At 68.9% G+C, this 19,269-nt stretch carries 12 protein-coding genes; 3 read left to right on the forward strand and 9 right to left on the reverse strand.

Translation table 11 applies throughout. The features are described 5' to 3' along the window. Positions 1-42 precede the first annotated feature (42 nt). From deoC to J2T21_RS02655, 3 genes are read right to left on the reverse strand one after another with little or no spacing between them, the layout of a single operon-like run. Complete coding sequence (gene deoC / locus J2T21_RS02645; RefSeq protein WP_307578149.1) at positions 43-726, reverse strand: deoxyribose-phosphate aldolase; 684 nt, start codon at positions 724-726, stop codon at positions 43-45. 58 nt (positions 727-784) lie between these two features. Next, positions 785-2,530: a phospho-sugar mutase gene (locus J2T21_RS02650; protein ID WP_307578151.1), complete on the reverse strand. Its 1,746-nt coding sequence runs from the start codon at positions 2,528-2,530 to the stop codon at positions 785-787. 53 nt (positions 2,531-2,583) lie between these two features. Continuing rightward, positions 2,584-3,393: a purine-nucleoside phosphorylase gene (locus tag J2T21_RS02655; RefSeq protein WP_307578153.1), complete on the reverse strand. Its 810-nt coding sequence runs from the start codon at positions 3,391-3,393 to the stop codon at positions 2,584-2,586. A gap of 220 nt (positions 3,394-3,613) precedes the next feature. Between J2T21_RS02655 and J2T21_RS02660 the strand changes: the two genes are divergently transcribed. Both J2T21_RS02660 and J2T21_RS02665 read left to right on the forward strand, forming a co-directional pair. Further along, a complete protein-coding gene (locus tag J2T21_RS02660; protein WP_373457879.1) occupies positions 3,614-4,945 on the forward strand; it encodes an NAD(P)H-quinone dehydrogenase in 1,332 nt (443 codons plus the stop codon). A 248-nt stretch (positions 4,946-5,193) separates the two neighbouring features. Beyond that, positions 5,194-6,582 (forward strand): MFS transporter, encoded by a 1,389-nt coding sequence (locus J2T21_RS02665; protein WP_307578158.1) that lies wholly within the window; start codon positions 5,194-5,196, stop codon positions 6,580-6,582. A 66-nt stretch (positions 6,583-6,648) separates the two neighbouring features. Here J2T21_RS02665 and J2T21_RS02670 read toward each other — a convergent pair whose 3' ends face one another. The 6 genes from J2T21_RS02670 to J2T21_RS02695 all read right to left on the reverse strand — a co-directional run bounded on the left by J2T21_RS02670 (position 6,649) and on the right by J2T21_RS02695 (position 16,235). Next, on the reverse strand, positions 6,649-7,185 hold the full coding sequence (locus J2T21_RS02670; protein ID WP_307578160.1) for a DinB family protein: 537 nt from the start codon (positions 7,183-7,185) through the stop codon (positions 6,649-6,651). 175 nt (positions 7,186-7,360) lie between these two features. Then, on the reverse strand, positions 7,361-9,127 hold the full coding sequence (locus J2T21_RS02675; protein ID WP_307578162.1) for an acetyl/propionyl/methylcrotonyl-CoA carboxylase subunit alpha: 1,767 nt from the start codon (positions 9,125-9,127) through the stop codon (positions 7,361-7,363). Between the two features lie 638 nt (positions 9,128-9,765). Further along, positions 9,766-10,407: a Maf family protein gene (locus J2T21_RS02680; protein WP_307578341.1), complete on the reverse strand. Its 642-nt coding sequence runs from the start codon at positions 10,405-10,407 to the stop codon at positions 9,766-9,768. A gap of 71 nt (positions 10,408-10,478) precedes the next feature. Then, the gene (locus J2T21_RS02685; protein WP_307578163.1) at positions 10,479-13,967 is read right to left on the reverse strand and encodes an MMPL family transporter; all 3,489 of its coding nucleotides are present in this window, start codon (positions 13,965-13,967) and stop codon (positions 10,479-10,481) included. 6 nt (positions 13,968-13,973) lie between these two features. After that, positions 13,974-14,633: a TetR/AcrR family transcriptional regulator gene (locus J2T21_RS02690; protein ID WP_307578165.1), complete on the reverse strand. Its 660-nt coding sequence runs from the start codon at positions 14,631-14,633 to the stop codon at positions 13,974-13,976. Between the two features lie 186 nt (positions 14,634-14,819). Then, positions 14,820-16,235 carry a dicarboxylate/amino acid:cation symporter gene (locus J2T21_RS02695; RefSeq protein WP_444939666.1) on the reverse strand — a complete coding sequence of 472 codons (1,416 nt, stop codon included), beginning with the start codon at positions 16,233-16,235 and terminating at the stop codon, positions 14,820-14,822. A gap of 234 nt (positions 16,236-16,469) precedes the next feature. Between J2T21_RS02695 and J2T21_RS02700 the strand changes: the two genes are divergently transcribed. Next, the gene (locus tag J2T21_RS02700; RefSeq protein WP_307578167.1) at positions 16,470-19,037 is read left to right on the forward strand and encodes a response regulator transcription factor; all 2,568 of its coding nucleotides are present in this window, start codon (positions 16,470-16,472) and stop codon (positions 19,035-19,037) included. The last annotated feature ends 232 nt before the right edge of the window (positions 19,038-19,269 follow it).

A 19,269-nucleotide genomic window follows, 5' to 3' on the forward strand; every position in this document is an offset into this window, starting at 1 on the left:
CCTAAAATGGTCTTGTTGCAATGCGCGTTCGAGGGTGGGTGGTCAGTAGCCCTCGTCGCCTTGTTCACCCTCCACAATAGCAACTCCGGAGCTGGAACCAAGACGCGTGGCCCCGGCATCGATCATGGCACGGGCGGTTTCCAGCGAGCGGACCCCGCCGGAGGCCTTGACGCCCAGATCCGGGCCGACGGTTGCGCGCATCAACGCCACATCCTCAAGGGTGGCGCCGCCGCCGCCAAAGCCCGTGGAGGTCTTCACGAAGTCGGCACCCGCGCGCACCGAGGCGCGGCAGGCCAGGATCTTTTCGTCGTCGGTCAGCATCGAGGTTTCGATGATGACCTTCAGGATCGCTCCGCCCTCGTGCACGGCGTCGGCGATGGCGGAAATGTCGGCCACCAGTGTCTCCTCGTCCCCGGCCTTGGCCGCGGCGATGTTGATGACCATGTCGATCTCGTTGGCGCCGTCGGCGATGGCCCCGCGGGCCTCGAAGACCTTGGACGCGGTGGGGGTCGCGCCGAACGGGAAGCCGATCACCGAGCAGGTCAGCACCCCGGAACCGGCAAGTGCGGCGCTCACGGTGGAAACCCAGATCGGGTTCACGCACACGGACTTGAACCGGTACTTGGCGGCCTCGGCGCAGATGCGTTCGATGTCGGCGCCGGTGGCATCGGCGTTCAGGATGGTGTGGTCGATGTACGAGGCGATGAAGGTGTCTTTGGTGCTCATGGCGTGTGTATCAGGCTCCTGGTCGAGATGAAGGAAGGTCGGGGTGCGGGGGAGCGGGTCACCGGCGGAGCAGGTCCGCAAGTTCCTGCTTGATGCGCCCCAGCGCCCGGGTGGCCGCGGCACGGGCCGCCGGGAGCCCGGCGGGGCCGGCTACGGGGGTGATGGTTTCAAGGTAGCACTTCAGCTTGGGCTCGGTACCCGAGGGGCGCACGATCACCCGGGTGTTGGCCGCGGTGGCAAAGAGCAGCCCGTCGGTCGGCGGCAGGTTCGCCCCCAGCGACAGGTCCTCGAACCCGGTGACTTCTTCCCCGCCCAGGGTGGCCGGCGGGGCCGAGCGCAACGCGGCCATCATGCCGTCCAGCAGCCCCAGGTCCGCCACGCGCACCGAGAGCTGGTCGGTGGCGTGCAGCCCGTGTGCCACGGCCAGGGCATCGAGCACCTCGGGCAGCGAGGACCCGGCGGCCTTGAGCTCGGCGGCGTAGTCGGCCAGCAGCAGCGCCGCGGAGAGCCCGTCCTTGTCGCGCACCAGGGCCGGGGCCACGCAATAGCCCAGCGCCTCCTCGTAGCCGAATGCCAGGTGCGGCACGCGGGAAATCCACTTGAACCCGGTCAACGTGTTCTCGTGCGCCAGGGAATGGGCCGCGGCGATGGAGGCGAGCATGCGCGAGGAAACGATGGAGTTGGCCAGCACCGTGCCCGGCGCGGCGTTCGCGGCGGCGCGGTCGCCCAGCAGCCAGCCGAGCTCGTCCCCGCGCAGCATCCGCCAGCCGGTGCCCTCGAACTTCACCGCTGCGGCGCAGCGGTCCGCATCGGGGTCGTTGGCGATGACCAGGTCGGCGTCGGTGGCCCCGGCCAGGGCAAGCGCCAGGTCCAGGGCGCCGGGCTCCTCCGGGTTCGGGAAGGCGACGGTGGGGAAGTCCGGGTCCGGCTCGGCCTGCTCGGCCACCAGGCGCACCCGCGAGAACCCCGCCTGCCCCAGGGCCTGGGCCATGGTGTGCCCCCCGACCCCGTGCATCGGGGTCAGCACGATCCGCAGGCTTTCCCGCGCCGCCGCCAGCGCATCGTTGGCCGTCCCGCCGGTCCGGGGCACCACCGAGGCGATGGCATCCAGGTACGCGCCCTCCACGTCCCCTGGCTCCCCGGCGCCGGGCAACACCTCCCAGCCGCCGGCGGCCAGCGCGATGTCCGCCATGGGCTCGTCGTGGTTGATCCGTGCGGCGATCTGCGCATCGACCGGCGCGACGATCTGCGCGCCCTGGCCCCATCCGGTTTCGGCGCGCCCGCCCAGGTAGACCTTGTAGCCGTTGTCCGCCGGCGGGTTGTGGCTGGCGGTGACCATGATCCCGGCCTCGGTGCCCAGCTCGCGCACGGCCCAGGCCAGCACCGGGGTGGGCAGGGCGGCGGGCAGCAGCTGCACCTGGATCCCGGCGGCGGTGAGCACCGCCGCGGACTCGCGGGCAAAGACGTCCGAGTTGTGCCTCGCGTCGTAGCCGATGACCGCGCGCGGAGTGTAGGCGCCGTCGGCCGCGGCGAGCAGGAAACGTCCGATGCCGGCGGCGGTGCGGCGCACCACCATCGAGTTCATCCGGTTCGGCCCGGCGCCGAGCTCCGCGCGCAGGCCCGCGGTGCCGAATGCCAGGTTCCCCGCGAAGCGGTCCGCCAGCTCGGCGTGTGCGCCCCGGTCCCCGGCGACAACTTTCGCGCACAGGGCCCTCAGCTGTGCGGCGGCGGCCGCGTCGGGATCCTGGTCCGCCCAGGTGGCGGCGCGATCCAGCAAAGCGGTATCCGGTGCGGGGCTGCTCATGGGGTTGGTTCCTTTGTGCGACGGGTTCTTGGGTGCGGGGTGCGAAGCGGCGGCTAGAGCCTGGCGACGATGTCGGCCAGCAGCGCGGAGATCCGCGGGCCGGCGGATTGGCCTGCCTCGATGACCTCTTCGTGGCTCAGCGCGGTGGCGGAGATGCCGGCGGCCAGGTTGGTGACCAGCGAGATCCCGAAGACCTCCAGGCCCGCGTGGCGAGCGGCGATGGCTTCCAGCGCGGTGGACATGCCCACCAGGTCGGCGCCGATCACCTTGGCGTAGCGCACCTCGGCGGGGGTCTCGTAGTGCGGTCCGGTGAACTGCGCGTACACGCCCTCGTCCAGGGACGGGTCCACCTGGCGGGCCAGGTCCCGGATGCGCGGGGAATACAGGTCGGTCAAGTCCACGAACGTCGCACCCTCCAGCGGGGAGGTGCCGGTGAGGTTGAGGTGGTCGGAGATCAGCACCGGGGTGCCCGGGGCCCAGGCCGGGTTCAGCCCGCCGCAGCCGTTGGTCAGCACCAGGGTCTTGGCTCCCGCGGCGGCGGCGGTGCGCACCCCGTGGACCACGGCGCGCACGCCGCGGCCCTCGTAGAAGTGGGTGCGTGCGCCGAGCACCAGCACGCGCTTGCCGCCGGTGGTGAGCACCGAGGAAATCGTGCCCACGTGCCCGGGCACCGCGGCGGCGTGGAAGCCGGGTAGTTCGGTGGCGTCGATGCGGTGGGTGGTTTCGCCGATCAGGTTCGCCGCCTCGCCCCAGCCGGAGCCGAGCACCAGGGCAATGTCGTGGGTCGGGACGCCGGTGAGTTCGGCGATCTTGGCGGCGGCGGCGGTGGCCAGGTCAAAGGGGGCGGATTCGTTGTTGATCACGGGGTTAAACCTACCGGCGGAACCCCGCCTTGTCAGGTGGCCGGTGCCCGGTGCGCCCCGCCGGCCCCGGGCGCGGCCGATTGCCGCGCGGCCCCCAGCGTGTGCGTTGTGCACTTAACCGCACGGTAGGGAAGAATGGGGGATCGTGAGTGCACAACGCGAATTCAAGTCCCCCCGGCTGGTAATCCTTGGCGGTGGCCCCGGCGGCTACGAGGCCGCGATGGTGGGCGCCCAACTCGGCGCCGAAGTCACCATCGTCGAACGAGCGGGAATGGGCGGCTCGGCCGTGCTGACCGACGTCGTCCCGTCCAAGACGCTGATCGCCACGGCCGACGCCATGCGCCGGGTCTCCGGGGCGCGCGAGTTCGGCGTCGAGGTCGGCAACTCCGACACCGCGACGGCCACCAACCTTTCGGTGGTGAACTCCCGCCTGCTTCAGCTGGCCCGGGAACAGTCCTCGGACATCCACGTGGGCCTCGAGCGCGTCGGGGTGCGCGTGGTCATCGGCGAGGGCAGGCTGCTCGACGCCTCCACCGTCGAGGTTGCCCGCGCCGACGGCAGCACCGAGACACTCGAGGCCGACGCCCTGTTGATTTCCGTTGGCGCGCACCCGCGCGAACTGCCCACCGCGATTCCCGACGGCGAACGCATCTTCAACTGGACCCAGATCTACAACCTCAAGGAAATCCCCGAGCACCTGATCGTCATCGGTTCCGGTGTCACCGGCGCCGAATTCGCCTCGGCCTACAACCTGCTGGGCACCAAGGTCACCCTGGTGTCCTCGCGCGACCGCGTGCTGCCCGGCGAGGACGCCGACGCCGCCGAAGTGCTTGAGCAGGCGTTCAAGAACAACGGCGTCAACGTCGTGGCCAAGTCGCGCGCCGAGGCCGTGGAACGCGTCGGCGACTCCGTCAAGGTCACACTGGGTGACGGGAAGGTCATCGAGGGCAGCCACTGCCTGGTGGCCGTCGGCTCGATCCCCAACACCGCAGGCATCGGGTTGGAAGAGGCAGGCATCAAGCTCAGCGAGTCCGGCCACATCCAGGTCGACGGCGTCTCGCGCACCACCGCCACCAACGTCTACGCCGCGGGCGACTGCACCGGCGTGTTCGCGCTGGCCTCGGTTTCCGCGATGCAGGGCCGCATTGCCATGGCGCACCTGCTGGGCGACTCGGTCAAGCCGCTGAAGCTCAACGAGGTTTCCTCCAACATCTTCACCTCCCCGGAAATCGCCACGGTCGGCGTCACCGAGCGCATGGTCGACGAGGGCAAGTACCAGGCCGACATCATCAAGCTGGACCTGGCGACCAATGCCCGGGCCAAGATGATGAACGTGACCGAAGGCTTCGTGAAGATCATTGCGCGCCGCGGCTCCGGAACCGTCATCGGCGGCGTCGTGGTCGCCCCGCGTGCCTCCGAGCTGATTTTCCCGATCGCGTTGGCTGTGCACAACAAGCTGCACGTCGACGACATTGCCGAAACCTTCTCGGTCTACCCCTCGCTATCGGGCTCCATCTCCGAGGCGGCCCGCCGCCTCCACGTCCACCTCTAGGGACCTTCCGCCGGTACGCCGGCACCGTGGCCGAACCGCCGCAATGTGCGCCAACCTTGGTGCCCGTTGCGGCGGTTCGTTCTCTTTAGCCCGCAATCGGGGCCGTCACGTGGCATGCTGGTCCTCGGAACGGGTGAGACCCACAGCACACTTGTCCAGATAGTGGAAGGACTGTCCGAAGGGTGGACATCCAGCCTAAACTTGTCCCCTAGTAACTTGCCGGAACCCACCAAGAGAATCACGAGCCCATGTCCAACAAGACCGCGGTCGTCGCACCGAAGGAAAACACACGCGGACGCGTGCTGTTTGCCAGCCTCATCGGCACCACCATTGAATTTTTCGACTTCTACGCCTATGCGACCGCATCGGTGCTGGTTTTCCCGACGCTGTTCTTCCCGAACGCCTCGAACGTCAACGCGATCCTGTCCTCGTTCGCGATCTTCGGCGTGGCCTTCGTGGCCCGCCCGGTGGGCTCGGTGCTCTTCGGGCACTTCGGCGACAAGATCGGCCGCAAGGGAACCCTGGTGGCCTCGCTGCTCCTGATGGGCATCGCCACCTTCCTGATCGGCTTCCTGCCCCCGGCGCAGGGCAACTTCGTGGTGCTGGCGCCGCTGATGCTGGTGCTGCTGCGCTTCGCCCAGGGCCTGGCCCTCGGCGGGGAGTGGTCCGGAGCGGCGCTGCTGGCCACCGAGAACGCCCCGGCCAACAAGCGCGCCATCTACGGCACCTTCCCGCAGTTGGGCGCGCCCATCGGCTTCATCATTGCCAACCTGATGTTCGTCGGCCTGCAGCTGGGCCTGACCCCGGAGCAGTTCATGTCCTGGGGCTGGCGCGTGCCGTTCATCCTCTCGGCCGTGATGGTCGCCGTGGGCCTGTGGGTCCGCCTGAAGCTGGTCGAGTCCGTGGCCTTCACCAAGGTCGTTGACCAGAAGAAGGTCGCCAAGTCCCCGTTCAAGACCACCATGAAGTACCACTGGCGCCCGACGCTGGCCGGCACGTTCATCATGCTGGCCACGTACGTGCTTTTCTACCTGATGACAGCCTTCACGCTGACCTACGGCACCTCCCCGGCCACCGCGGAAGTGGCCCGCGCCGCCGCCGAGGCCAAGGGCAAGGCGTTCGACGCGGCAGCCTTCGTCCCGGGCCTGGGCATCGCCCGCCCCGAGTTCCTGACCATGCTGATCATCGGCGTGGTCTTCTTCGGCATCTTCACCGTGGTCTCGGGCCCGCTGGCCGAGAAGTTCGGCCGCCGCAAGTTCCTGATCTGGGTCACCCTGGGCATCCTGCTCTTCGGCGCGACCTGGACGCTGATGTTCGGCCCCGGCAAGGGCGCGGCGATGGCCGGCCTGGTCATCGGCTTCACGCTCATGGGCCTGACCTTCGGGCCGATGGCGGCCTACCTGCCCGAGCTGTTCCCCTCGAATGTGCGCTACACCGGATCGGCAGTGGCCTACAACATGTCCTCGGTCATCGGTGCGGCCCCGGCATCGTTCGTGGCCATCGCGCTGTGGCAGTTCGGCGGCGGCAACACCGTCTGGGTGGGGGTCTACCTCGCCGCGGCCGCGGTGCTCACGCTCGTCGCCCTGTTCCTGACCAAGGACACCAAGGACGTCGACTACGAGAACAACGTCTCCTAGTCACCGGCTGCCGACGCTGCCCGCCTTCCCCACACGGACGGCGGGCAGCGTGCGTTAACGCCGGGGCTACTCGCCCACGGTCCCGTCGAGACATTCGCGCAGCAGGTCCGCGTGTCCGTTGTGCCGGGAGTACTCCTCGATGAGGTGCACCAGGATCCAGCGCACAGTCACCGTCCCGTGGTGCCCGGCCTCCACCGCGCGCTTCAACGGCTCGGAGCCCAGGGCGGCATCGGCAAAGGCCATCTCGTCCTTCCACGCGGCGAGGGACAGTGCCACCATCCGGGCATCGGCTGCCGGGAAGTCGAAATCGGTGTCGTTCCCGTCGGGGCCCCAGTACAGCGGCGGGGCCGGGTCCCCGGCCAGGCATGCGCGGACCCAGAACCGCTCCACGTCGCTCAGGTGCCGCACCAGGCCCAGCAGCGACAGCCCGGAGGGCGGCACCGCGCGGGTGCCCAGCTCCGCCGCGCCGAGCCCGGTGCACTTGAGCTCCAGGGTGCGGCGTTGGTAGTCCAGGAATCCCAGCAGGGTTTCGCGCTCGCTGCCGCACGGCGGCGGGTCGGTGCGCGGGTCCGGCGCAGGCGCCGCCATCTCTTGTGCTGACATGGGCACCAGCCTATGGCCGAATGCCCGCCCCCGAGGCAACGCGCGCGGAGGATTGGCGGGAATTCAGCGAACCGGCGTCAACAAGACAAGCGGTGGCACGATGGCGCGAAAGGGGCGGCCCGGTCTCCACGAGGAAGACCGGGCCGCCCTGTTCGGTGCGTTGTTCGGTGCGGTGTCAGTCGCCGATGGAGGCCAGCACGGCCCCTGCCGAGACGGTGTCGCCCGGAACGGCGCTGAGCCCGGAGACCACGCCGTCGCAGTGCGCGGTCAGCGGCTGTTCCATCTTCATGGCCTCCAGGACCACGATCAAATCACCCTCGGAGACGGTGTCCCCGTCGGCCACTGCAACCTTGACGATGGTGCCCTGCATGGGGGAGACCAGGTCCGCCCCTGAGCTGCCGGCGGCTGCGGTGGAACGCGAGGAACGCTTCTTCTTCCGCGTCTTGCCGTTGGACGAGGAGGACACGGTGCCCAGCGACGAAGGCAGCACGACCTCCAGGCGCTTGCCGCCGACCTCGACGGTGATGGCGTTGCGGCCCTCGTCCTCACCCGGGGTGCCGGCGGTGGCCGGGTCCCAGGCGGGGATCTCGTTGGAGAACTCGGTCTCGATCCAGCGGGTGTGGATGGAGAACGGGCCCGACTCCGGGGTGAACGCCTCATCGGCCATCACGGCGCGGTGGAAGGGCAGCACCGTGGGCATGCCCTCGATGCGGAACTCGTCCAGCGCGCGGCGGGCGCGGGCGGCGGCCTGGGCGCGGGTGGCGCCGGTGACGATCAGCTTGGCGATCATCGAGTCGAAGTTCCCCGAGACGGTTTCCCCGGCCTCGACGCCCGAGTCGATGCGCACGCCCGGCCCGGTGGGCAGGTTCATGGTGGTGATGGTGCCCGGCGCCGGCATGAAGCCGCGCCCGGGGTCCTCGCCGTTGATGCGGAACTCGAAGGAGTGCCCGCGCACCTCGGGGTCGGTGTAGCCCAGCGCCTCGCCGCGGGCCAGCCGGAACTGCTCGGCCACCAGGTCGATGCCGGTGACCTCCTCGGAGATCGTGTGTTCGACCTGCAGGCGGGTGTTGACCTCCAGGAAGGAGATCACTCCGTCCTGGCCCACGAGGAATTCGCAGGTGCCCGCTCCTACGTAGCCTGCCTCGCGCATGATGGCCTTGGACGCCTCGTAGAGGCGGGTGTTCTGCTCCTCGGTGAGGAACGGCGCGGGGGCCTCCTCGACGAGCTTCTGGTTGCGGCGCTGCAGTGAGCAGTCGCGGGTGGAAACCACCACGACGTTGCCGTGCACGTCGGCCAGGCACTGGGTCTCCACGTGGCGCGGGGCATCCAGGAAGCGTTCGACGAAGCATTCGCCGCGCCCGAAGGCGGCAACCGCCTCGCGGACCGCCGATTCGTAGGACTCCGCGATTTCCTCGCGCTTGCGCACGACCTTGATGCCGCGCCCGCCGCCGCCGTAGGCGGCCTTGATGGCCAGCGGCAGCCCGTGCTCATCGGCGAAGGCCAGCACCTCGTCGGTCGATGAGACCGGGTCCTTGGTGCCGGGCACCAGCGGGGCACCGACCTTTTCGGCCAGGTGGCGGGCTCGGACCTTGTCACCCAGCTGGTCGATGGCCGCCGGCGGGGGGCCGATCCAGGTCAGTCCGGCGTCGATCACGGCCTGGGCGAAGATGGCGTTCTCCGCCAGGAACCCGTAGCCGGGGTGCACCGAGTCCGCGCCGGAGCGCTTGGCGACCTCGAGGATCTTGGCGATGTCCAGGTAGGACTCCGCGGCGGTGGAACCGCCCAGGGAGTAGGCCTCGTCGGCCAGACGGGAATGCAAGGCATCGCGGTCCGGTTCGGCGTACACGGCAACCGATCCAATCCCCTCATCGCGGGCGGCGCGGATGATGCGTACGGCGATTTCTCCGCGATTGGCGATGAGAACCTTCGTCAACTGACTCATGGCAGGGGCTATCTCCTTAAATATGCTCTTGTGGAGCCTACCTGCGTTTGTGGGATGTGCACCCCCAAAACCCCCTGTGTCGGGAGTAGGTCGTGATTTCTTTGTAGGAGTCCTACAAGAGCCAGCCGTTGCAGCAACTGCTGCGGCACGAGGTGCGAAGCGCCCCGGAGTCGCGCGTTGCGGCCGGTGGCTCCCGAGGCCGGGGAGGGGCCCAGGGCTGTGCCGGTGCCTTCATTCGGGTGGCGGCGCCCGTTGACGCCCACACCGCACCGAGCATGGCCCCCATCGAGGAGCCCATGACGACCATTCCGGCGCTGTCCCTGGACGGTCCACAGGTGACCGGGACCGCCATGCAGGCAATTCCCGCGGCGAAGCTGAGCCAGGCGCACTGCGCTGCTGCGGCCCCGGTTGCTGTTCCTGGTGTTGGTGGGCGTGTTCATGCGGGCGGTCCTCCCGGTTGGCGTGTCCACCCAACCCAGAAACCACTTGCCATCATGGAAATCGGTTTCTGGAAATATTTCACGGCTCATCGTGTGAGGGATCCGCTTCGGGCATTGGGCACCCGCTTCGGCGCGTTAACCGCCCGAGGGGCCCGCACCGGGTGTCGGTGCGGGCCCCTCGGACGGTGCAAGGCGTGGCTAGACCCAGACGTCGGAGATCGACAGTCCGGCCTCGTGCAGCAGCTCGCGCAGCGTGGCCACGTTCAGCCCGATCACGGTGTGCGGGTTGCCCTCGATGCCGCGGATGAAGGCGGCCCCGCGCCCGTCGATGGTGAACCCGCCGGCGCACGGCAGCGGCTCGCCGGTGGCCACATACGCGGCGATCTCCTCCGCATCGACCTGCTCGAAGTCCACGCGGGTGGAGGAGACTGCGCCGATGGTCGCCCCGGAGCCGCCGTCCCCGTCTTCCTCGGAGCGGTTGTCGATGAGCCAGTGCCCGGTGTGCAGGATCCCGGACTTCCCGCTCATCGCCGCCCAGCGTTCGGTGGCGACTTCCGCGGTTTGCGGCTTGCCGTAGATGACGCCCTCGAACTCGAAGACCGAGTCGCAGCCCAGCACCACCGCACCGTCGGCCTCATCCGTGGAGGCGACGTCCTCGGCCTTGGACTTGGCCAGCAGCAGCGCGGTGTCGGCCGGTCCCAGCTCGCCAAGGCGCTCGACGGCGCTTGCCAGTGCCGCGTCCTCGTCGACCGCGGAGACCTGGACGGCGAAGTCGATGCCGGCGTCGGTGAGCACCTTGGCCCGTCCGGGGGAGGCCGAGGCCAGAACCAGCAAGGGCAGGTCCTCGGGGTTCTCGATTTCACCGCGCGGATCGGTGGCGGTGGCGTTGGTGCTGGGGTTCAGGTTCTGGCTCATGCATCAACCGTATCCCGGGCCGAGGGCGCCTGCGGCCCGTGCCCGTCGCCGTGGCCCGGATCCGGAGCAGCGTGCCCGTCCTGCCCATCGGCGGCGAGCGCGGCGATCTTCGAGCCCTCCACGTCCACGTCCGGCAGGATCCTATCCAGCCAGCGCGGGATGTACCAGGCGCGGTGCCCCAGCAGGTGCATGATCGCCGGGGTCAGCGTCATGCGCACGATGAACGCATCGAAGAGCACCCCGATCGCCAGCGAGAACCCGATCGCGCGGATCATCGTCAGGTGCGAGAACACAAACCCGGCGAACACGGAGGTCATGATCAGCGCGGCGGCGGTGACCACCGGCGCGGAGTGGGCGAAGCCCGAGCGCACCGCGGCGCGCGCCGGCTGCCCGTGTGCGAAGGACTCGCGCATGCCGGCGACCAGGAACACCTGGTAGTCCATGGCCAGCCCGAACAGGATGCCGGTGAGCAGGATCGGCAGGAAGCTCATGATCGGCCCCGGCACGTTCACGTCGAAGAAGTCGCCCAGCCAGCCGAACTGGTAGACCGCGACGGTGGCGCCGAAGGCTGCCAGCAGCGAGAGCAGGAAGCCGGCGGTGGCCAGCAGCGGCACCACGACCGAGCGGAAGACCAGCAGCAGCAGGATCAGCGAGAGGCCCACGACGATGCCGATGTACATCGGCAGCGCCTCGGCGAGCTTCTCCGAGACGTCCACCTGCGCGGCGACCTGTCCGGTGACCGCAATGTGCGCACCCGTCGCCTGCTCGATCCCGGGAGACGCGTCGCGCAGCGCGTGCACCAGGGCCTCGGTCTCGGCGCTGGCCGGCCCCGCATCCGGGATCACCTGGATCGCACCGAGGTTCCGTGCGTCGTTGACCTGCACCGGGATCGCGGCCACGACGCCCGGGATCTTGCGCACGGCGTCGGCAACATCGAGGTTCGCCGCATCCGCGCCACGGGCATCGAGCCCGGCCGGCAGGTCGGCGAGCACCAGCAGCGGGCCGTTGTAGCCGGCCCCGAACGCGTCGCTCATCTGCTCGTACGCCTTGTAGGCGCCCGAATCCACCGGTTCGGCGCTGCCGTCGGGCAGCGCGGTGCGCAGCTGCAGGGCCGGCAGCGCCACGATGGCCAGGAGCGCGATGGACGCGATGGCGGCGATCCACGGGCGGCGGGTGACCACCGCGCCCCAGCCGCGGTTGCCCGCGTCGTTGCGCGGCGCCCGGGTCTGCGCCGCGCCGGCCGCATCCCGGCGGGCCCAGGCCCGCTTGGACACCAGACGGTTGCCGATGATCCCCAGCAGCGCCGGGGTCAGCGTGATGGCGATCAGCACCGCCATCATCACGGTGAACGCGGCGGAGAAGCCCAGCACGGCCAGGAACGGGAGCCCCGGCACGGCCAGCGCGGACAGCGCGATGACCACGGTCAGCCCGGCAAACACCACGGCGTTGCCGCTGGTGCCGGTTGCCCGGGCGATGGATTCGCCCAGCGGCACGCCCTGAAGCAGCTGGCGGCGGTGCCGGTGCACGATGAACAGCGAGTAGTCGATGCCCACCGCCAACCCCAGCATCAACGCCAAGGCCGGGGTGATCGAGGCCATGTCGATGAGCGAGGACAGCGCGAGGGTTCCGCCGACGCCTGCGCCCACGCCGAGCACCGCCATGAGCAGCGGCAGCCCGGCGGCGACCAGCGTGCCGAGCATGACCAGCAGCACCGCGGCGGCCACGGCCAGGCCGATGATTTCCGCGGCCCCGAAGATCGAGGAGAGGTCCTGCAGGATCTCCTTGGAGAAGAGCACCTCGACGCCGGCGGCCTCGGGTGCTGCGGCAATGGACTGGATGTCGGCGCGCTGCGCAGTGGAAAGCGCGTCGGTCGAGCCAACGAACGTCACGTGCGCCACGGCGGTGGAACCGTCCGCGGAGATGAAGCGCATGCCCGCCGAGGCACCGGCCTGGCGCTCGGCGAACGCCAGTTCGGCGCGGCCCGAAGCCAGGTCCTTGGCGCCGGCCTCAAGCTTCTCCTCGGCATCGGGCAGGGCCGCGGTCTTCTCGTCCACGGTCTTTTGCCCGGCGAGAAGCTTGGCCTGGTTCTCCTCGATGGCCTGCTGGCCCGCGGCCAGCTTGTCGGCATTCGTGTCGATCTCGGCCTGCCCGGCACGCAATTGCGCCCGGCCGGCGGAGATCTCGGCCGCTGCGGCCTGCATCTTGGAGCGGTTGGTGGCCAGTTCCTTGGCCCCCGCGTCCAGCTTCGCCTTGGCTGCGGGAAGCTTCGCGGCGCCCGCCTCCAGTTCGGCCTGCTTGGCCTTCAGCGTCGCCTGCCCGGTGGCCAGTTCCCTGGCCCCGGCATCGAGCTTCGCCTTGGCGGCGTCCAGGGCCTTCAGGCCCTCGAGGCCCTGGGTAACCCGGGCCAGCATGGCTTCCAGGGACTCCTTCTGCTTGAGCAGCTCGGCTTTTTGGCCGTTCAAGGTCGTGAGCGTTTCCTCCAGCGTGGCGATGTCCTGCTCGGCGGCCTGCTTCTTCGCGTCGGTGTCGGCATTCTTCAGCGCCGTCTTCGCAGCCTGGAGCTGCTGCTTCGTCGAGGTGATCCCGGCATCGAGGTCCTTGATCCCCGCATCCAGCGTGGCCAGCCCCGCGGCGGCCTGCTGCTTGCCGGCTGCCAGCTGCTTCTCCACGGTGGCCCGGGACTTGCCCTCCAGGATGGCCTTCATGCCGGCGTCGTACTGTGCCCGCCCGGTGGCCAGTTCCTTGGCAGCGGCATCGAGCTTCGCCTGGCCGGCGGCCAGTGCCTTGCGGCCATCGGCGATCTGCTTCGCCCCGGCCTGGTACTCGCGGTTGCCCGCATCCCACTTCCTTTGCCCGGCTGCCAGCTGGCCCTGCCCGTTCCTGAGCGCGGCGGCGCCGGTGGCCAGTTCCTTGGCGGCGGCATCGAGCTTCGCCTGTCCTGCGGCCAGTTTCGTGCGGCCTTCGGCGATTTCCTTCTTGGCATCGCCCAGCTGCAGGCGCCCGGAGTCGAGGTCGTCCTGCGCCTCGGCCAGCTGCTTCTTGCCGTCCGCCAGCTGCTTCTTGCCGTCGGCCAGTTGCCTGGCGGCGTCGTCGAGCTTGGCCTGCCCCTCGGCGAGCTTCGGCTTGGCCTCGTCGAGCTGTTTTTGCAGCTCGAAGGGCTTGGCGACCTCGGTGATCCCGGACTGGGAGGCCAAGTCTTCCAGCGAGGATTCGATGGCCCGGTGCTGGGTTGGGCTCAGCGCCTCGCCGTCCTGGGAACGGAAGACGATCGACCCGCTGCCGCCGGCCAGCTCGGGCATCTCGACCTTCATCCGGTCCAGCGTGCGCTGGGTTTCGGTGCCGGGGATGGTGAAGGTGTTGGACAGCTTGCCCATGAAGGCGCCGGCGCACAGGCCGATGGCCAGCAGCAGGACGGCCCAGATGCCCACCACGGCCCAGCGCCTGCGGTAGGCCAGTGCACCCAGTCGGTAAAGGAAGGAAGCCATGGTCTCTTAGGCCTTTCGTGTGTGCTGTGCACGTTGTTGCAGGGAGGGGAAGCCGTCGCGCAATTGGGCGATGGCCTCGGCGAGGGTGGCGCGCAGCAGGTGCGTGCGGCGCGGATCGGCGGGGTCCGGGGTGGCGGCGAGCTCGCGGGACCACTGGGCGAAGGCGGCCTTGCCGGCGCCGATGACGCAGTGGGCGAAGACCGTGGCGGCCAGCGGGGTGCCGTGCCGGGCGCGGGCGGTGATGATCCCGGTGAGCGCCTCGGCGCAGTCGTTCCATGCCTCCAGCTGCATTCGGGCCATCTGCGGGTGCTCGGAGGCCAACAGGTACAGGTTGGCGATGGGTTCGAGCAGGGCCGGGTCCACGAGGGATTCGACCGTCGTCACCGCGGCGGAGAGCAGGTCCAGCTCCGGGTCCAGCTCGTCGAGCACGGCCACGGCGTTTTCCAGCAAGAGCTTGGTCGGCTCGTTCAGGGCCGCCTCGATCGAGGGGAAGTAGTTGAAGAAGGTGCGGCGGGAGACCCCGGCGGCGTCGGCAACGGACTCCGCGGTCAGTGCGGCGTAGCCGGCGGATTCCAGTTGGCCGAAGGCCGCCTGCACGATGGCCGCCCGGGTGGCTGCCTTGTTCAGTTCGCGCCGCGAGGGCGGGGGCGTGGGGGAGGGACTCACCTTTCTACACTACGTGCAAACTTGCATGCCGTGCAATTTTCTTGGCGATTTCCTGTCGGCTCCCCGACAGGGGGCAGTTCCCGGGCACAACAAAGGGCGGGCCGCCCGGTGCCCGGGGATGTTGCATCCCGGGAACCAGGCGACCCGCCCTGGTGGAAAAATCGTGACTACCGCACGGCGTTGCGGCTAATTGGCCTGGGCCGGCTGCAGCTCGCGCGCCTGGGCATCGGTGGATTCGGCGGCTTCTGTGGCCGCCTTGAATTCGTCGTTGAACGGGTCGCCGTGGCGCGGTGCGTTGTACAGCTCCTCGTCGAGGATGCCTTCGCGCTTGGCGACGATGGTCGGAACCAGGGCCTGCCCGGCGACGTTGACCGCGGTGCGGCCCATGTCCAGGATCGGGTCGACGGCCAGGATCAGTCCGACGCCGGCCAGCGGCAGTCCGACGGTGGACAGCGTCAGGGTCAACATGACCACCGCGCCGGTGGTTCCGGCCGTGGCGGCCGAGCCCAGCACCGAGACCATGGCGATCAACAGGTAGTCGGTCAGGCCCAGGTCGATGCCGAAGAACTGCGCGACGAAGATCGCGGAGATCGCCGGGTAGATCGCGGCGCAGCCGTCCATCTTGGTGGTGGCGCCCAGCGGCACGGCGAAGGAGGCGTAGCCCGAGGGTACGCCCAGGTTGCGTTCGGTCACGCGCTGGGTCAGCGGAAGGGTGCCGATGGAGGAGCGGGAGACGAAGGCCAGCTGCACGGCGGGCCACACGCCGGAGAAGTACTGCTTGATGCTCAGGCCGTGGGCGCGGACCAGCACCGGGTAGAGGCCGAAGATCACCAGCGCCAGTCCGATGTAGATGGCCAGGGTGAACTTGCCCAGCGCGCCGATGGTGTCCCAGCCGTAGGTGGCCACGGCGTTGCCGATCAGGCCCACCGTACCCAGCGGGGCCAGGCGGATGATCCACCAGAGGACCTTCTGGATGACGGCCAGGGTGGCGGCGGAGAAGTCCAGGAACGGGCGGGCGGCGTCGCCCACCTTGAGTGCCGCGATGCCCACGGTGATGGCAATGACCAGCACCTGCAGCACGTTGAAGCTCAGCGCCGTGGTCGCGTCCCCGCCCTCGGCAATCTTGGTCGTTGCTCCGAGGCCCAGGAAGTTCGAGGGGATGAGCCCGGTCAGGAACGCCCACCAGTCACCGGTGCGCCCGTCGTATTCGGGAGGGGCGCCTTGGCCGGTGCCGGATCCCGGGCGCAGCACGGTGCCCAGCACCATGCCGATGACCACGGAGATTGCCGAGGTGATGGCGAACCAGAGGATGGTCTGCCAGGCCAGGCGTGCCGCATTGGTCACCTTGGACAGGTTGGCGATGGAAGCCACGACCGCGAAGAAAATCAGCGGGATGACCGCCGCCTTCAGCAGCGAGATGTAGCTGGAGCCGAGCGTGGCCAGGGTCGTGCCCAGGCCCGTGGGGGTCTCCTTGGTGTGCCCGGTGTACTTGGCCAGCAGGCCCAGGACCAGGCCCAGGACCAGGGCGACGATGATTTGCGGGCCGAACGCGGTGGCCCAAGCCGGGATGCGCCTCGTGGGCGTCGTATTGGAGGTAGTCACGATAAGAAGCTAGGCGGTGGACCCTAGCAAAGGACAGCCAGCATTGAGCAATGTTACGCAAAAGTCCTCCCCAGCGGATTGTTTCGGGGAATTTGTGTTCCATTACATAGCGATGCGCCCCGGTGTTAAGCTGGGCTTTCAACCAATCGGTTTGTGTGTTATTTGTTCGTGCCCGCGGAAAATGCAGTACTCCGGGCCCGATGAATCGCAGCTGGGGAACGGAGGCCGGAACGCATGACCTGGGGAAAATTCGACGACACGCTGTCCAGGCCACGCCTCGAGCGCCTGCTTGAACAGGCGGTGGCATCTTCGGCGGTGATCGCCAGGGCACCGCGCGGCGCCGGCAAGCGCGTCGCCGTTCGCGACTGGCTGTCCCGGCGTGATCCCCAGGCCCGGAGCTGGAGCTGGATCAAATGCAGCGAACTCGAGGAGCCGCTGGATCTCGTGCTGGCCAAGCACTATGAGGCGGCCGCCGCCCCGGACTCGCACCTGGTCGTACTCGAGGACTGCACCGCCGCGTTCAACGGCTGGCTCACCGGCTTCGTGCAGCAGATGGCACACGGGCATCCCGGGCGACGCGCGCTGGTGCTCACCAACGAATACCTTGACCTCGAGCGCCGGCGCACGCTGCTGCCGTTCGAAGTGGCCGTGGTTCCGCCACATGAATTCCGCTTTACCCCAGATGAGGCGGCGGACTATTTTCGGGGTAGCGTGCTCGAGCGCTTCGCCGAGCCGTTGTGCCTAGATTTGTGCGGCACACCGGAACTCATGCGCATGGCCAAGCTCCGGGCGCAGACCATGCGCGCTCCGGAGCCGGCGCGGGTTAAACCGGGCAAGCACGCTTCGCCACTGGGCCAGCCGACGCCTGCACTGCTGGAACTGGACCCGCCGGCCCGGGCGTTTCTGGCCGAAGTGAATGCCGCGGTGGACCGCGACCTGAAGGCGATGCTGGAAGGCGAAGCGCTCGAGCCCGGACAGCTCGACTTCCTTGCGGTGCTCGCCGTGCCCACCACGGTGCCCCGGGAGTTGCTGCCGCTCGTGGCCGAAGACCACCTCGCGGCATGGCTGCCGGATTTGGAGAGCAGGGGCCTGGTCTATCGCTCATCGAGGAACCCCGACGACGAATATTGCCTGCACCCCGTGCTGCGCCGGGTGCTGACAAGCACCTGCCTGGCCTCGGACAAGGACCGGCTGCGCTCGCTGCACCAGATTTGCGCACGGTACGAGATGACCCATGGGTCCGCGTTCCGGGCGCTGCGCCACGCGTTGGCCGCGCCGGACCACCAGCTGGCCTCCGACATCCTGCGCATGCATGCGGACGAATACCTCGAGGGGGAACTGGGCACCCGCGGGTCGGTGCTGCTGGACGAACTGCCCCTGACGGTGCTGGCGCGGTACCCGCTGCTGGCCATCTGCCTGGCCATCGCCTACAGCGCCACCGGCAAGTTCAAGCTCAAGACCCTGGAATTGCTGGCCCTGGCCGCCACCGGTGCGCGCACGGTGGGGCGCAATGCCCCGCCCGCGGACAAGATGGTCATGGTCCTGATCGAATCGGTCGCGGCGAGGCTCAGCGGCATCGGCGAGCTGTCGGTCAAGACCGCACGCAGCGCCCTCGCCCTGCACCGCGACATGGACCCGGGGCAGCGCGACGACCTGGGGCCGTTCGAGGGCCCGATGCTCGTCCAGTTGGCACTGGGCCTGCAGGCCGGCGGTGCCCACGACGAGGCGCTCATCGCCGCCGAGCTGGGGGTCTCCGCAGACCAGCGGCACAACCGGGCAGACAACGACCACTACGCAACCACGGTCCAAGCCTATTTTTATACACTCAGCGGGGACATCCACAAGGCGTCGGCACTGCTGGCCGAGTCCTTGCCTGAACACTGGGCCAATCCCGCCACCAGCGCCTACTTCGCCACCCCCTTCAGGGCCGCGTCCTTCGTGTGCGCCATGGAGGAACAGCGTTTCGAGGATGCCGCACGCTGGGTGGAACTGCTGCGCATCGACCAGCACAACAACGAGTTCTGGCCGGCCATCCGGTTGGCCGAGGCGATACTGGCAGTGGTCACCGGCGAAACGACGGCGTCCCTGGTGCGGATGCAGGGCTACCTGGGGCGCGAACGCGAACAACCCGTCGCGCAGAAATACGGCAAGCAGATGCTGGTTTCGGCCTCCTGCCTGCTGAACCTGGCGGTGGGTGATCCGGTCAATGCGTTGAGGGTCGCCGCCAAGTCCGTCTCGGAAACGTCGCGGACCTTGATGCAGGCGCGCGTGCGCCTGGCCCAGGGGGATGCCGCGGAAGTCCTGCGGCTTTGCACCTCGCTGGGAGCGGTCGTGCAACCACGCACCCGCTTCCGGCAGGCGGTCCTGGTCCTGGCCGCAACCCTGCAGCAAAACAACCGCCGCGCCGTCGGCGGGGCCCTTCGCATGGTGGCCGCGCTGAGCGAGGAATACGGCCTGGGCATGGCCCTGAACCTGTTGCCCGCCCCGGATCTGGAGCGGATACTCGCCGAAGCCAGGGAACTGGGCATCACGCTGAAGGTCGATCCGAACACCGTCTCGAACATCCCCGGCGGCCTGGGACGTGCGGTGCTCAGCGCCCGCGAGCTGGCGGTGCTGGGGGAGCTGGTTTCCACCGGGAGCGCTGCCGAGATCGCCGAGCGGCAATTCGTCTCCGTGAACACCGTCAAGAGCCAGTTGCGTAGCATCTACCGGAAGCTGGGGGTGTCCGACCGCGCCTCCGCACTGGAAGCGGCACGCGTGCAGGGGCTGATCCCGAGCAAGGACGTCGAAGCGGCCGATTAGGAAAGTGCGGACCGTGGGTCCGGAAGCGGCACGGTCCGCAAGGTGAAATCCGAAGGGCCCGGTGGCATGCGGTGCCCCGGGCGGGGGCAGGGTTTCCACCAAACACAACTCGAAACATTCCCCCATCGGCACCGATGCAGCCCCCAAGCAATGCATCCATGCCGCACTGCGAACTTCCCCAGCGGTGAACGCTTTTGTACGCGAAGTGGAGTTTTCCGGTTTCCCGGGTTGT

The sequence above is a fragment of the Paeniglutamicibacter psychrophenolicus genome, assembly GCF_030812255.1.
Lineage (GTDB): Bacteria > Actinomycetota > Actinomycetes > Actinomycetales > Micrococcaceae > Paeniglutamicibacter > Paeniglutamicibacter psychrophenolicus_A.